Raw genomic sequence first — 13863 nt, forward strand, 5'->3', positions numbered from 1 at the left:
CCGGCCACGCACTCCCGGTCACGTTCAGTACACCCTCAAAGTGGCCTGGCACCCGCCCCTACCTGCGGAAACGCCCTAACTCACCGGCATTGCAGCGCAGAAGGCACTTTCGTGTTTCCGCCCCCGATCCGGTCCAGCCTCAGCTGAAACGCGCAGGCTAGTTCCTCAGCGCCTGTGGAGTCGATCAGTGGCGACCGGGCCGCCTCGCTCTCCGGCGCGTTGACCGCATCGAGGTGCTGGAGCAGAGCAAGCACCGCGGCGTATTTACTGCGCGTGATTTCCATGGGCTCGCCGACTGTCGCGAGGGCCCGCTGCGGCAAGCAATGCCCAGGGGGCCTGGTGGGCGACGGGGATGTTCGAGTCACAGGGCAGTTCGTCGAACCGTCCGGCGGTGATGGTGTCGAAGTGCATGGCCAGCTCCTTTGGTCACGTTCCGTGACCATGGCCGTGGATGAGGGGCTGCGGACACCTGGGGGTGTAAAGCAGGGGTCAGCTCTGCCCGGTGCTCGCGAGGGAGTCGTGGGCCTGAGATACTGGTGGGCCTCCAAGGGGCTGAGCAGCACAGGCAGTCGGCAGTGACCAGAAGGCCGGCAGATCGCTTCGCGGCACGGAATCGGCACACATGAGGCCGAGAAGCGCAGAGAAGTTGCGAGAGCCTCAGAGATGTATTCTCGCAGGTCAGGGGCTCGACCTGGGAAAACTTAAAAAGCAGTGATCGATGCGATACTGGCCGCATGACCGCTACGACGCCCCCTCCGTCCGGCAACGGCAGCCGGCCCGGCGGCCGCTCCGCGAAAGTCCGAGCGGCTGTCCACCGGGCCGTCCAGGAAGTGGTGGCCGAAGGCTCTCCCGACGTGCTGACGATCCCGGTGGTGGCCGCCCGCGCGGGCGTGCACGCCACCACCGTCTACCGCCGGTGGGGCTCCGTCGGCGAACTGCTCGCCGACGTCGCGACCAGCCGCTTCACCGGGGACATCGTGGTGCCGGACACCGGGAGCCTGCGCGGGGACCTGGAGCGCTACGCGTTCGACCTCGCCAAGGACCTCGGCGACCCGGACACCCTCGCCCTGGTGCGCGCCACCATCGGCACGGGCGGAGAACAAGGTGCCGCGGCGTGCCGCGGAGAGCGCGAGCAAGGGCTCGAAGCCATCCTCGGGCGGGAACGGGCCCGGGGCGATCAGCCCCCGACCCTCGAACACACCGCGGACGCCGTCCTCGCGCCCCTCTACTACCGCGCCGTCTTCACCGACCTGCCGCTGACCGCCGAATGGACCCGCACCCTCGTGTCGCGCCTGCTGTCGCCCGGTCCGGTCCAGCAGCAGGCCTCCTGAGGTTCGCAGGAGGCCCGAAGAACCTGTTCGGTCGGTGGATGCGAGTTGCGGTACTTCCGTGGTCGGGGAGTCGGCCGGGTCGACGGGGATCAGGTGGAGGTCTCCCGGAGGGCGCTGCGGGAGACCGGGATCATCAGGTCGACGAGCCGTTCGACGATGTCGCGCAGCAGGTCGCAGGCCGTCGCCGAGTGCGAGGCGGCAGGGCTGTTCGGCCCTCCGGCGGGCCCTGTCCGCGGGGGCGGCGCGGGCCTGCCCGGCGAAGCCGGACGCGTCGGCGGGCACCGGTGTCGCTCGGCCGTGGGGCCAGGGCCTTAGGACCCTCGCTCGGCACCACCGGATCGGCGGATGCTTGAACCACCGGAGCTCCCCGCCGAGAACAGGGAGTGATCAACCATGACCACCGAAACCGCCCTCACCACTGCCGATCTGCACCTGTTGGCCGAAGCCGGAGGCCTGGCGCCCTCGCTGCACAACAGCCAGCCCTGGCGCTTCCGTCCCACGCCCGACCTGCTCGGCCTGGAGGTCCGCGCCGACCTGAGCCGGGCCGTTCCGGCCGCCGACCCGGCCGGCAGGGCGCTGCACATCTCGATCGGCGCCGCCCTGTTCAACCTGCGGGTGGCCGCCGCGCACCTCGGCCGCGAGGCCGCCGTCCGGCTGCTGCCGTCCGGCGAAGGCGCGCAGCCGTGTGCCGTGCTCGACCTGTCCGCGCCGGCCCGCACACCGCTGCCCTTCGGCGCTGACCTCTACCCGGCCATCGCCGGGCGCCACTCCAGCCGGCAGCCGTTCACCAACCGGGACGTCCCCGAGGCACTGGTCGCCGAGCTCATCTCGGCGGGCCGGGACGAAGGCGTCACGCTCACCGTGCTGGAGGAGGACGGGGTGCGCCGCGTGCTCGCCCTCACCTCCGAGGCCGAGGCCCGGATCGCCGCCGACGTCACCCGCGAGGCCGAGACCCGCCGCTGGCTACGGCTGGAGCCCTCCTACGACGGCATCCCGCTCGCCGCCCTCGGCTCGCACGACCGCGACGCCCGCGTCCCGATGCGCGGCTTCGCCGGTCACCCGCCGCACCACAGCACCCCGGCCGAACGTTTCGAGGCGCTGCCGCAACTGGCCACCCTCACCACCCACCTCGACAGCCGGGCAGACTGGCTGCGCACCGGACAGGCCATGGAACGGGTGTGGCTGCTGGCCACCGTCCGCGGCCTGCGTGCCTCCGTCCTGCACCAGGCCGTCGAGATCCCCGACACCCGCTGGCGCCTGCGCGACCCGCACGAGGGACCCGGGCACGTCCAGCTCGTGCTGCGCCTCGGCTACGGTCCGTCCGGTGCGGCCAGCCCGCGTCGCCGGGTCGAGGACGTCCTCGACCCGGCGCCGTCGGCGTCGTAGAGCAAGCCGGTGGGGCCCTGGGCCGCGGCTTTCAGCGGGATCGCGATCTGGCGCTCTTCTCCGGCGGCCAGGGCCGGGAGGGTGCACAGGACCTCCTCGGGCACGGCGGAAATGCGAGCCTTCCCTGGCTTACGTCAAGCTTGTTGACCTACGCTGCCGGTATGAGCGAACGGGTAGTCCCCGAGCCCCGGCGGCAGCGTCGGCGGCCCACCAAGCAAGGCGTCATCCTGTCCAGGGAACTGATCGTCGACACCGCGTTGCGGCTCATCGAGCAGCACGGCGCCGACGCGCTCACCGTACGGCGGCTCGGTACCGCGCTCGGCGCCGATCCCAGCGCCGTCTACCGCTACTTCCGCAGCACCGACGACCTGCTGCTCGCCGTCGCCGACGAGCTCATCGGCCGCGCCCAGTACGGTTGGCAGGCCACTGGTGACTGGCGCGCCGACCTGCGCGCCATCGGCCTGCGAATCCACGCCGCCTACCAGGCCCACCCCCAGGCCGCGCTGCTCGCCGCCCACCGCACCACCGGCCGAACCTACGAGATCGCCGCCGTCGAGGCCATCCTCGGCGTCCTGCGCGGGGCGGGCTTCCCCGACCGCGAGGCCGTCCGGATCTACCACGCCTTCGTCGACCAGAGCCTCGGCTTCGCCGCGCTCGACGCCGCCGCCCTCGCCCTGCCCGCCGCGGCCCAGGCCGCCGACCTGGAGGTCTGGCAGGCCTCCTACGCCCGGCTCGACGCCACCACGCACCCGCACATCGCCGCCACCGCCCGCCTCCTCACCAGCGACATGCGCCGCAGCGGTTATCCCTACGCCCTCGACCTCCTCCTCGACGCCGCCGAGGCCCGTCTCCCGGCGACGGGCTGAGCGCGGGCGACGGGCCGAGCGCTGCCGGATCCGAATCGGCCCTCGGAACCGGGCCGATCGCTCCCGGCTGCGTCGGCGACCGTCACGGTGCCGACGCAGCCCTGGCGCCTACGCGTTCCTGGGTACGTTTCACCACTTCGTGCGGGGGATCCCGGTAGTGCCCTGAGACGCCGGGGCGCCGACTCACCCCCGGGTGGGTCAGTCCGCCGCGTGGACGAGCCGGCCGCCGACGTAGGTGCGCAGGACGCGGGCGTCGGCGATCTCCTCGGCGGGGGCGGTGAAGAGGTCGCGGTCCAGGACGACGAGGTCGGCGAGGTGGCCCGCCGTGAGGGTGCCGGCGTCGTCATGGCCGTTGACGTGCGCGGTTCCGGCCGTGTACGCCGCGAGGGCGGAGGCCAGGTCGAGGCGCTGCTCGGGGAGGAAGACCCGGCCGTCGGCGGCCCCCGGCTCCCTCCGGTTGACGGCCACGTGAACGCCGGCGAGCGGGTCCGGGCTGCTCACCGGCCAGTCGCTGCCCGCCGCCAGGGTGGCGCCCGCGCGCTGGAGGGCGCCGAAGGGGTACTGCCAGGCGGCGCGCTCCGGGCCGAGGAACGGGATCGTCAACTCGTCCATCTGAGGCTCGTGCGCGGCCCAGAGCGGCTGGATGTTGGCGATCGCGCCGAGCCGGGCGAAACGGTCGAGGTCATCCGGGTGAACCACCTGGAGGTGGGCGAGGTGATGGCGGGTGCCGCGTCGCCCGTTGGCGGCGCGGGCGGCCTCGACCGCGTCCAGCGCCTCGCGGACGGCCCGGTCGCCGAGGGCGTGGAAGTGCACCTGGAAGCCGAGCGCATCCAGCTCGGTGACGTACCCGCGCAGGGCGGCCGGGTCGACGAAGCTGAGGCCGGAGTTGGCGGTGGCGCAGCCGCAGCCGTCCAGGTAGGGGCTGGTCATGGCAGCGGTGAAGTTCTCGGCGATGCCGTCCTGCATGATCTTCACCGAGCCGGCCCGGAACCGCCCCTGGCTCAACCCTGCACGCCGCTCGACCAGTTCGGGGATCTGCTCGGCCCCTCGGTCGCGGTCCCACCAGAGCGCGCCGGTCACCCGGGCGGTCAGCGCGCCGGAGCGCGCGGCGGCCAGGTAGGCGTCGGACGGATCCGGCTGGCCGTTGAACTCGCCGAGCAGCGCGTCCTGCCAGCCGGTGATGCCGAGCGAGTGCAGCAGCCGTTGGGCGCGCAGCAGCCCGTCCAGCCGGTCGGCGGCGGTGGAGGGCGGGATCAGCCGGGCGACCAGGCCGGTGGCGCCCTCCTGGAGCGTGCCGCCCGGAGTGCCGTCCGGCTCGCGCTCGATCCGGCCGTCGGCCGGATCGGGGGTGTCCCGGGTGAGGCCGGCGAGCTCCAGCGCCCGGGTGTTGGCCCAGGCGCCGTGGTGGTCGCGGTTGGTCAGGTACACCGGGCGGTCCGGGACGACGGAGTCCAGCAGTTGCCGGGTCGGCAGCCCGCCCTCGAAGCTCTCCATCGACCAGCCGCTGCCGGTGATCCACGTCTGGCCGGGATTGGCGTCGGCGTACGCGCGGATCCGCTCCAGGTAGTCGGCGACGCCGACCGTGCCGGTGAGGTCGCAGACCGCCAACTCGGTGCCGCCGAAGACCGCGTGGATGTGCGCGTCCTGGAATCCGGGCAGCAGCAGCTTGCCGGTGAGGTCCACGACCTCCGTCCCCGGCCCGATCAGCTCCCGGACCTCGTCGTGGCCGACGGCGGTGATCCGCTCGCCGGTCACGGCCAGGCTGGTCGCCCGGGTGCGGGCTGCGTCACCGGTGTGGACCGGGCCGCGGGTGAAGACCAGATCGGCCTCGGGCATGGGGGGTGCTCCGTTCTCTCGTGGCTTCTGTGGATCGTCAGTCGGTGTCGGGCAGGAAGTAGGGCGAGCGCCGCCGCCAGCGGGCCCAGGCGGCCGCCGGTAGTCCGGTGACGATCATCATCACCGTCACGGTCAGCTCGAACCACCCGTTGTCGGCGGCTAGTTCGAAGTGGTCGGCGGAGTCGTAGAACGACCAGGCGAGATAGCCGCCGACGGCGAGCAGGGTCGCCGCGCCCAGCAGCGGGCCGACCACCGCGCGCAGCCCCTCCAGCGGGTTGCTGCGCAGCAGGTGCCGGAACCGGACGGCCGCCGCGACGGCCGTCAGCGCGTAGTACAGCGCGACGATGATGCCGATCGCGTTGACGGAGGCGGAGATCAGGTCGTTGACGGTGGGGATGACGATCGAGGCCAGCGCGAGGGCCATCGCGATGCCGGTGATCAGGAGCGTGCCGACGGCGGGCGTCGCGTGCTTCGGGTGCAGCCGGGTCCAGACCGGGCCGAGCACGCCGTCGCGCCCCATCGCGTACATTCCGCGCGCCGTCGGGATCACGGACGATTGCAGGGAGGCCACCGCGGAGAACATGAGCGCGATCAACGGCAGGGCGGCCAACGGCTGGTGGGCGAGCGTCGTGCCGAAGTAGGCGAGCCCGTGTGCGCCGTTGTCGGCCAATTCGTCGAGTGGCAGCACCCGTTGGAAGGCCGTACCGGCGAGCAGGAAGAGCAGCAGCATCACCACCAGGGCGAGCATGCCGCCCCGCGAGGCGTCCCGGGGGCTGCGCACCTCCTCGCCGACGCTGAACACCGACTCGAAGCCCCAGTAGCAGAACACCGCCAGCACCATGCCCTGGGCGAGCGCGTCGAAGGACGGGATGTCGAACGGGTTGAACCACTGCAGTGAGAACGGTTGGTCGCCGGCGAACAGCCCGTACCCGCAGAAGCCGAGCAGCACCGCGTACTCGAACACCAGCAGCGCCTTCTGCAGCCGGGCGGCCAGGTCCAGGCCGCGCACCGCCACCAGCGCCGCGCCGGCCAGGACCACCAGGCCGAGCAGGGTGCACTGGACGGTCGAGTCGGCGTCGAGGCGGAGGCCCGCGACGCTGCGCACGTGGGCCAGGTCGAGGAGCTGGATGATGGAGGACCCGGTGACCGTGGTGGTGTAGGCCATGAAGACCACGGTGCCGACGGTGTTCACCCAGCCGGTGAGGAAGCCCAGCCAGGGGTTGAGTATTCGGCCCACCCAGCGGTAGCTGCTGCCGGCGTCCGGCTCAACGGCGTTCAGTCGCCCGTACCCGCCCGCGATGGCGAGCACGGGCAGGAAGGCCAACAGCATGATCGCGGGCAGGTGCAGGCCGACGACTCCGGCCATCAGGCCCAGGCCGATGCCGATGCTGCTGGTGGCCGCCGTACTGGAGGCGGCGATCGTCGCCCCGTCCAGCAGGCCGATGGACTTGTGCATGGTGACGTGGGGGCTGCTCGTGTCCGGTCTCGGAGCGTCGCCCGTGGCCTTCACCGTCGGTGTCAACGGATCACCGCCTTGCTCGTGTGGGGGAGGGGTGCGAGACATGAAACCGGTGGCGTCCCTACACGTCAATGCTGTTGTCATAAGAGCTGGTGCGCAGGAGAGCGCGAGCAAGGGCTCGAAGCCGTCCTCGGGCGGGAACGGGCCCGGGGCGAACAGCCCCCGACCCTCGAACACACCGCGGACGCCGTACTCGCGCCCCTCTACTACCGTGCCGTCTTCACCGACCTGCCGCTGACCGCCGAATGGACCCGCACCCTCGTGTCGCGGCTGCTGTCGCCCGGTCCGGTCCAGCAGCAGGCCTCCTGAGGTTCGCAGGAGGCCCGAAGAACCTGTTCGGTTTTTTGGGCGAGGACCGGATGGAGCTCGATCGTCGCAGGTCGGGGGGCGTGGCTTCGGCCCCGTTGCTTCAGGTGTTGAGCAGGCGGTTGAAGAACGAGCGGTAGCGCTGGAGCGCGACGCGCAGTTCTTCGGTCGGCACCTCGTCGCCGCGGTGCCACTGGCCTTCGAGGTCCTGCTTGTGCGCGGAGAAGGTGGTGGCGAGTGCCTGCATCGCCTCGGCGACCAGATTGTCGGCCGCGGACACGGCATTGCGCGGGTCGTCGACGAATTCGCCCTGGATCTTCTGCCACCGGGAGCGGAACTCCTCCTGCTGCCCGCCCAGCAGGGGTTCGTTCTCGGCGGATTCCGAGCCCTCGGTGCGCTCGGACGGCTCGGCTGCCTGGGTGTAGCCCCTTTCCTGGTCCTCTTCCTGTCCGCGCTCCTGCTCGTGCTCCTGCTCGCGGTCCTGCCCGTGTTCCTGCCCGTAGTTCTGCTCGCGGTCGCGGCCTTCGAGCGTGAACTCCTGCTCGCCGCTCCGCTGTTCGGTGGTGGCTTCCCCGGGGAACGCCGGTGGCGAATCCGCCCCGGAGGTGTCGTTCTGTTCGTCGGTGTCCTGTCGGGCGCCGGCCAGGTCCTCCGTGGACAGGCCGCCCTCGACCGGTTCGGATGTTGCTCGGCTGTGCATCTCTTCACTTCCCTTTCGGCAGTTCCGGTCGGCGGCCGTCGCCGGTCTCGCCCCGTCGGCTCAACTCGCCGGTCCGGGGCTCACGCACGGCTGCCCTGCGGACGGTCGCCGTTGTGGAGCAGTTCCTCGAACAGGGTGCGGTAGTGCACCATGGCGCCCCGCAGTTCTTCCGTGGTCGCCTGGTGGCGGCTGCTGCGGTCGTTGACCTCGTGGGCGGACCGGAAGTGCGTCAGCACGCTCCCGTGTTCGACGGAGAGGTCCTTGAGCTGCTGCTCGTACCCCTCGGTCGGGTATCCGCGCTCGCTCATGAGCGTGGTGACGAGCCGGTCCGCCTCGTGCACTGTGTCGTCGGGCCGGTCGACGAACTGTTCCTGCACCCGTGCCCAGTCCTTGGCGTAGCGGTCACGGGCACCTGGTGACAGCGGTTTGATGTTCAGCGAGTCGTGGCGCGACTCGCGCTTGCGCAGCTCCCGGTCGGCGGCGAAACGGCCGTCCTTCGCCTCGGCGGTCCGGTCGTACTCCGGGCCGAACCGTTCCTGCAGATGGCGGCGGCGGATGGCGAACGTCGCCACCAGCGCGGCCACGACCAGAAGGGCGAAGACGATGACGAGGACTGCGATGAGGGTCCCTGTTGACATTTGGGTCCTCCGCTTGTAGCTCCGGACCTCCCTGAACGGCGCGTGCCCTGCGGCCCGGAGCCAAAACGCGGACGAACCGAAGAAGTCGAACGACGTGCCACGGCGGACGTGCCCGATCACGTTGAGTGGCCCACGGCGACCCGGGGAGCGTCCGACGGCGTGCCCGGAGACGTTGACGGACGGTAGCCTTGGCTGCCCGTGGAGTGACCCGGGCGGACCCGAGGGGGCAAGGGTGGCGGAGGACGGGCGGGTGCCGGGGCTGGTCGGGCGGCAACGGGAGACGGAGTTGCTGACCGCGGCGCTGGTCCAGGCCGTGGACGGTGCGAGCGGTTCCACGGTCCTGCTGCGCGGTGAGGCCGGGGTCGGCAGGAGCACACTGCTGGCCTGGGTGGAACGGGCGGCGCGGGAGCGGGGGTTCACCGTCCTGCGGGCGCTCGGTACGGAGGCGGAGACGGATCTCGCGTTCGGCGCCCTCCACCAGGCCTTCCGCTCGCTGCTCCAGCACACCGACGCCCTGTCCGCGCACCAGCGGGAGGCCCTGGAGAGCGCGCTCGGCGTCCGGGCCGGCACCCCGAGCGGGTTCGCCGTCGGCGCCGCCGCGCTGGCCCTGCTGGAGGAGGCGGTGCGGACCGCCCCGGTGCTGCTGCTCCTGGACGACCTGCACTGGATCGACTCCTCCAGCGCGAGCGTGTTCGCCTTCCTGAACCGCCGCTGCGCCGAGCTGCCGGTGGTGATCGTCGCCGCCACCCGACCGGGCGGACCGGCCGCCCGGACGTGGTCGGCCGAGACCGTCGACGTGCGGGCCCTGCCCCGGGCGGACGCGGCGCTACTGCTGGGCGCCCGCTACCCCGACCTCGCCGCGCCCGCCCGGGACCGGGTCCTCACGGAGGCGGCCGGGAACCCGCTGGCGCTGGTGGAGCTGCCGCGCCAACTGGCGGCCGCCCAGCAGCTGGGGGCCGCCCCCCTGCCCGAACGGCTGCCACTGGGGCGGAAGTTGGAGCGGATGTTCGCCGACCGCCTGGGCGCCGTGACGCCCGAGGTCGGCCGCCTGCTGCTGCTGGGCGCCCTGGCCACCGGTACGGAGTCCGCCACCGGGGCGTGGCTGCGCGCCGTCGCGGACGAGAACGCGCGGGAGATCCTGGAACGGATCGAGGCGGACGGGCTGGCCCGGCTCGACCGCGCCGGACAGCTCGTGTTCCGGCACCCCCTGGTCCGTACCGCCGTCGTCTCCACCGCCTCCGACAGCGCCCGCCGGGAAGCGCACCGGGCCCTGTCCGCCGCCCTCGCGCCGGATGATCCCAGGCGGCTGGCCCACGAGGCGTCGGCCGCGCTGTTGCCCGACGAGGCACTCGCGCAGCGGCTGCAGGAGGCGGGGCGCGACCTCGCGCGTCGAGGGGGCGACGCGGAGGGCGCGCTGCTGCTCGAACGCGCCGCCGCCCTCAGCCCCGGCTCCTGCGACCAGACCCGCCGGCTCACCTGGGCCGCGGTGATGGCGGCGCGCGGCGGGCAACTGCGCCACGCCGTGGACCTGGTGGAGGAGTTGAAGTCCAGTACGGTGCCGCAGGACGTAGCCCCGCTGTTCGCGTACGCGGTGGTCTACGCCGACCAGAGCCACCACGTCGACTTCGAGTCCTCCGCCGCCCTGCTGCCCGCGGCCCTCGACGCGCTCACCGCCCCGGGCGCCGACACCTTCGGCGGGCTGGTCGACCAGGTGTACTTCAAGCTGCTGCTGGCCGCCAGCTACACCGACGACCCGTGGGTGTGGCACGCCCTGGAACGGCACCGGGAGAACGTCTCCGAGGTGGGGCGGCTGTGCCTGCGGGCCTGGACCGCCCCCGGCCCGGAGGTCGCCGAAGCGTTGCGGACGGTGGCCGGGGCCATGACCGAGGAGCAGGAGGCCGGTGCGGCCTGGCTCCTGCTGTGGACCGCTTCCGCGCTCGACTGCCCCGAGGGCGACCTGTGGCGGCGCTTCACCGGCTTCCACGGCTACGCCACCCAGGGCTCGGTGGCGAAGGCCAAGTGCCACCAGGACTTCCTGCTCGGGCACTGGGACCGGGCGGCCGCCTGCCTGCGCGAGGCCGAGATCGCGGACGAACTCGGCTATCACACCAACGCCCTGATGTTCCGCCAGTACTACGCCCACTTCCTGGCCGGCCGGGGTGACGAGGACGGCCTGCGGGAGATCGAGCAGGCCGTCCGCCCGGCCGCCACCCGGGCCCGGATGCGGTACGTCCTGGACCGCCTGACCCACCTGCGCGGCCTGGCGGCGCTCGCCCACGGACGCGACGAGGAGGCGTACGCGCACTTCTGCGAGCTCACCCCGCCCGGGCGGCTGCCCAACGGGTCGCCGTGGCGCCACGCGCTGGTCCTCGACCTGGTGACGGCCGCCGTGCACACCGGCCGCCACGAGGAGGCCCGGGACCACCTCGCGGCCGGAGCCGCGGCGCGCTCGGCGGAGATCTCCGGCCGCCACGCCTTCCTCTTCGCGGCCGCCACCGCCCTGGCAGCCACCGCCCCGGCCGCCGCCACCGACGACGACGAGGCCGACGACGCCTACCGCGCCGCGTACGCCGTACCGGGCGCCGAGCGGTGGGCGTTCGACCTCGCCCGGCTGCGGCTCGCCCACGGCTCGTGGCTGCGCCGGCGCCACCGGCCCGGGGCCCGGGAGGCGCTGCGCGCGGCCCACCACGTGTTCCGCCGCCTCGAAGCCACCCCCTGGGCCCGGCAGTGCGAGGCGGAACTCCGGGCGGCCGGCGACTCCGTGGCGCTGCCGCCGGGCGGACCGGACGCGGAACCGGCCGGCCTCAGCGGTCACGAGCTGCGCATCGCCCGGCTGGCCGCGACCGGGCTGACCAACAAGGAGATCGGCCGGCAGCTCCAGCTGTCGCCCCGCACCGTCGGGGCCCACCTCTACCGGATCTTCCCGAAGCTCGGCATCACCACCCGGGCCGCGCTCGCCCACGCCCTGGACGGCGGCTGACCTGCCGGAACGGCTCCTCGAACCGCCCTTCCCGGGCACGGCAGTCAGATGACCTAACGGCACGTCGTGCGCGCGGTCCACGCTGGACCGCGCAGGGCTTCGGCGGAAGGGCGGTCAGATGGGCGTGCGGGTGACGACCGGGTCGGTCGCGGACGAGGAGAAGGCGGCGTTCTGGAGCGCGATGGTGTCGCGGACGTTGGTGCCGGTGGAGGTGCACCCGCTCACCGGGCGGCCGTTCGACGGACGCCTGGAGTCGCACCGGCTCGGCTACGTACGGATCTCCACCCTGGAGGCGGACGCCGCCCGCCTCTCCCGTACGGCCGACCTGATCGCCCGGGCCCCGCGCACCGAGCCGCAGGTCGGGGTCGGGGTGCAGGTGTCGGGCCGGGCCGTGCTGGAGCAGGACGGGCGCCGGGCGGAGGCGCTGCCGGGCGGGCTCATGCTGTACGACACCGAGCGGCCCTACGCCGTCGACTTCCCGGAGCGCTTCCGCACCCATCTGGTCCACCTGCCGAGCCGGTTGCTCGGTGCGGCGGAGCGCGACCTGCGGCATGCGGCGGGCACCGCCGTCGGCCCCGCGGACGGCTGCGGGCCGGTGCTGGCGCCCTTCCTCGGCGCCCTGGCCGCGTCCGCCCGGTCGCTCCCCGCACCGGTCGGTGACCTGCTGGCCGGACGCGTCGCCGACCTGGTGAGCGCGCTCGTCGCCCACCTGGTGGCCGGCCGGGCCACGGACGAGCCGGACGGCCCCGACGGGCACCTGGTCCGGCGGGTGCGGGAGTACATCGACCACCGGCTGGGCGATCCGGAGCTGACACCCGAGCGGATCGCGTGGGCCCACCACATCTCCGTGCGGTACCTGCACCGGCTCTTCGAGAACGAGGGAGTGACGGTGAGCCGCCTCGTCCAGCAGCGCCGCCTGGAAGCCTGTGCCCGCGAGCTGGGCCGCCGCGGTCGTACGGCCCCGACCGTGTCAGCTGTCGCCCAACGCTGGGGCTTCGTCAACCCGGCGCACTTCAGCCGGGCCTTCCGCGCCGCGTACGGGGTCCCGCCGCGCGAGTGGCGCTCGCTCCGGAACGACGAGGCCGGCTGACCGGGCCGCCGAGCCGTCTGCCGAACCGAACCGTCCGCCGAGCCGTCCGCCGAAGGGCACGATCGGGCCACCGTCCAGGCGGTCGACACCGTGCACCTCGCCCTGTACAGCCGTTCCTGGTGAGCCCCGATCGGCCGGCCCTCCGAAGAGAAGTACATCCGAAGAGGAGTACAGATGTCCGTCGTCCTCGACACCGCAGGGGTACCGGCCGCCGACCGCGCCGAGTACTGGCACGAGGCCGTCTCCCGCACCTTCATCCCGCTCGACGTCGCCCTGCGAGAGGACGCGCCCGCGCCCGCGGCGATCACCAGCCACCGGCTGGGCGCCGTGCAGGTCTCCCTGGTCCAGGCCGGACCGCAGCGGGTCGAGCGCAGCGCGGGCCTGATCGCCCGCGGCGGGGAGGACCACCTCACCCTGGCGCTCCACCACCGCGGCACCGCCCGGCTGGTCCAGGACGGCCGCCAGGTGGAGCTGCGCCCGGGCGCCTTCGCGATCTCGGACGCCGGGAGGCCGTTCGTCAAGGAGCTGCCGGAGCCGTTCGTCTTCACGGCGTTCCACTGGCCGCGCTCGGCGGTGGGCGTCACCGAGGAGGACCTGCGGGTGCTGACCGCGACGGCCTTCGACACCCGCGACGACACCGCCCGCCTGGTGGCCGCCTACCTGGAGTGCCTCTCCCGGTCGGCCGGTTCGATGGAGCCGCAGGTGGCCCGCCGGCTCGCCGCCACGGCGCTCGACCTGCTCGCGGTGCTGGCCCACGAACGGCGCGGCCGGTCCGCCCCGGAGGCGCCCGAGGCGGCCCTGGCCACCCTGGCCCGGGTGAAGGACCACATCCTGCGCCACCTGGGGGACCGGGACCTCTCGCCGGAGCGGATCGCCGGGGCCCATCACGTGTCGGTGCGGTACCTGCACAAGCTCTTCCGCTTCGAGGGGGTGACGGTGGCCCGCTGGATCCAGCGCCAGCGGCTGGACATGTCCCGCCGGGACCTGGGGCGTCCGAACGCGGGCCGGGCGACCGTGGCGGCGGTCGCCGGCCGGTGGGGCTTCGTGAGCGCCAGTCACTTCAGCCGGGCCTTCCGGGCCGCCTACGGGGTCTCGCCGCGCGAGTGGCAGGCGTGCGCACTGGCGGGCCCGGCCCGGGGAAGCGCGGTGCGGCCGGCCGGGCAGCCGGTCCCGGCCGCCCGGCCGGCGGGGTACGGCATCGCGGTGTGACC

The 13863-nt window shown here is 73.2% G+C and carries 12 protein-coding genes; 7 read left to right on the plus strand and 5 right to left on the minus strand.

Features of this window, described 5'->3' with window-relative positions:
- Positions 1–80: 80 nt before the first annotated feature.
- Complete coding sequence (locus ACFWPT_RS23600) at positions 81–284, minus strand: hypothetical protein (RefSeq protein ID WP_380484006.1); 204 nt, start codon at positions 282–284, stop codon at positions 81–83.
- Positions 285–734: 450 nt separating this feature from the next.
- Here ACFWPT_RS23600 and ACFWPT_RS23605 point away from each other — a divergent pair, with 450 nt between their 5' ends.
- The 3 genes from ACFWPT_RS23605 to ACFWPT_RS23615 all read left to right on the plus strand — a co-directional run bounded on the left by ACFWPT_RS23605 (position 735) and on the right by ACFWPT_RS23615 (position 3583).
- A complete protein-coding gene (locus tag ACFWPT_RS23605) occupies positions 735–1331 on the plus strand; it encodes a TetR-like C-terminal domain-containing protein (protein WP_380484008.1) in 597 nt (198 codons plus the stop codon).
- Between the two features lie 393 nt (positions 1332–1724).
- The gene (locus ACFWPT_RS23610) at positions 1725–2717 is read left to right on the plus strand and encodes an Acg family FMN-binding oxidoreductase (protein ID WP_380484010.1); all 993 of its coding nucleotides are present in this window, start codon (positions 1725–1727) and stop codon (positions 2715–2717) included.
- A 161-nt stretch (positions 2718–2878) separates the two neighbouring features.
- The gene (locus ACFWPT_RS23615) at positions 2879–3583 is read left to right on the plus strand and encodes a TetR/AcrR family transcriptional regulator (protein ID WP_063352140.1); all 705 of its coding nucleotides are present in this window, start codon (positions 2879–2881) and stop codon (positions 3581–3583) included.
- A gap of 198 nt (positions 3584–3781) precedes the next feature.
- On the opposite strand, the gene ACFWPT_RS23620 is transcribed toward ACFWPT_RS23615, so the two are convergent.
- Both ACFWPT_RS23620 and ACFWPT_RS23625 read right to left on the minus strand, forming a co-directional pair.
- The gene (locus ACFWPT_RS23620; protein ID WP_380484012.1) at positions 3782–5419 is read right to left on the minus strand and encodes an amidohydrolase; all 1638 of its coding nucleotides are present in this window, start codon (positions 5417–5419) and stop codon (positions 3782–3784) included.
- Positions 5420–5456: 37 nt separating this feature from the next.
- Positions 5457–6875 (minus strand): APC family permease, encoded by a 1419-nt coding sequence (locus ACFWPT_RS23625; protein WP_380376205.1) that lies wholly within the window; start codon positions 6873–6875, stop codon positions 5457–5459.
- Positions 6876–6959: 84 nt separating this feature from the next.
- Between ACFWPT_RS23625 and ACFWPT_RS23630 the strand changes: the two genes are divergently transcribed.
- A complete protein-coding gene (locus ACFWPT_RS23630; protein WP_380484125.1) occupies positions 6960–7247 on the plus strand; it encodes a TetR-like C-terminal domain-containing protein in 288 nt (95 codons plus the stop codon).
- A gap of 100 nt (positions 7248–7347) precedes the next feature.
- Here the strand turns inward: ACFWPT_RS23630 and ACFWPT_RS23635 are convergent, their stop codons facing one another.
- Together ACFWPT_RS23635 and ACFWPT_RS23640 are read right to left on the minus strand one after the other, a co-directional pair.
- Positions 7348–7944, minus strand: coding sequence for a hypothetical protein (locus ACFWPT_RS23635; RefSeq protein WP_380484014.1), 597 nt, complete (start codon positions 7942–7944; stop codon positions 7348–7350).
- A gap of 80 nt (positions 7945–8024) precedes the next feature.
- Positions 8025–8582, minus strand: a complete 558-nt coding sequence (locus ACFWPT_RS23640) for a hypothetical protein (RefSeq protein ID WP_380376210.1) — start codon at positions 8580–8582, stop codon at positions 8025–8027.
- A gap of 232 nt (positions 8583–8814) precedes the next feature.
- Here ACFWPT_RS23640 and ACFWPT_RS23645 point away from each other — a divergent pair, with 232 nt between their 5' ends.
- The 3 genes from ACFWPT_RS23645 to ACFWPT_RS23655 all read left to right on the plus strand — a co-directional run bounded on the left by ACFWPT_RS23645 (position 8815) and on the right by ACFWPT_RS23655 (position 13861).
- Positions 8815–11562 carry a BREX system ATP-binding domain-containing protein gene (locus tag ACFWPT_RS23645; RefSeq protein ID WP_380484016.1) on the plus strand — a complete coding sequence of 916 codons (2748 nt, stop codon included), beginning with the start codon at positions 8815–8817 and terminating at the stop codon, positions 11560–11562.
- A 118-nt stretch (positions 11563–11680) separates the two neighbouring features.
- On the plus strand, positions 11681–12652 hold the full coding sequence (locus ACFWPT_RS23650) for a helix-turn-helix domain-containing protein (RefSeq protein WP_380484019.1): 972 nt from the start codon (positions 11681–11683) through the stop codon (positions 12650–12652).
- A gap of 174 nt (positions 12653–12826) precedes the next feature.
- A complete protein-coding gene (locus tag ACFWPT_RS23655; protein ID WP_380484021.1) occupies positions 12827–13861 on the plus strand; it encodes a helix-turn-helix domain-containing protein in 1035 nt (344 codons plus the stop codon).
- The last annotated feature ends 2 nt before the right edge of the window (positions 13862–13863 follow it).

The sequence above is a fragment of the Kitasatospora sp. NPDC058478 genome, assembly GCF_042720345.1.
GTDB lineage: Bacteria > Actinomycetota > Actinomycetes > Streptomycetales > Streptomycetaceae > Kitasatospora.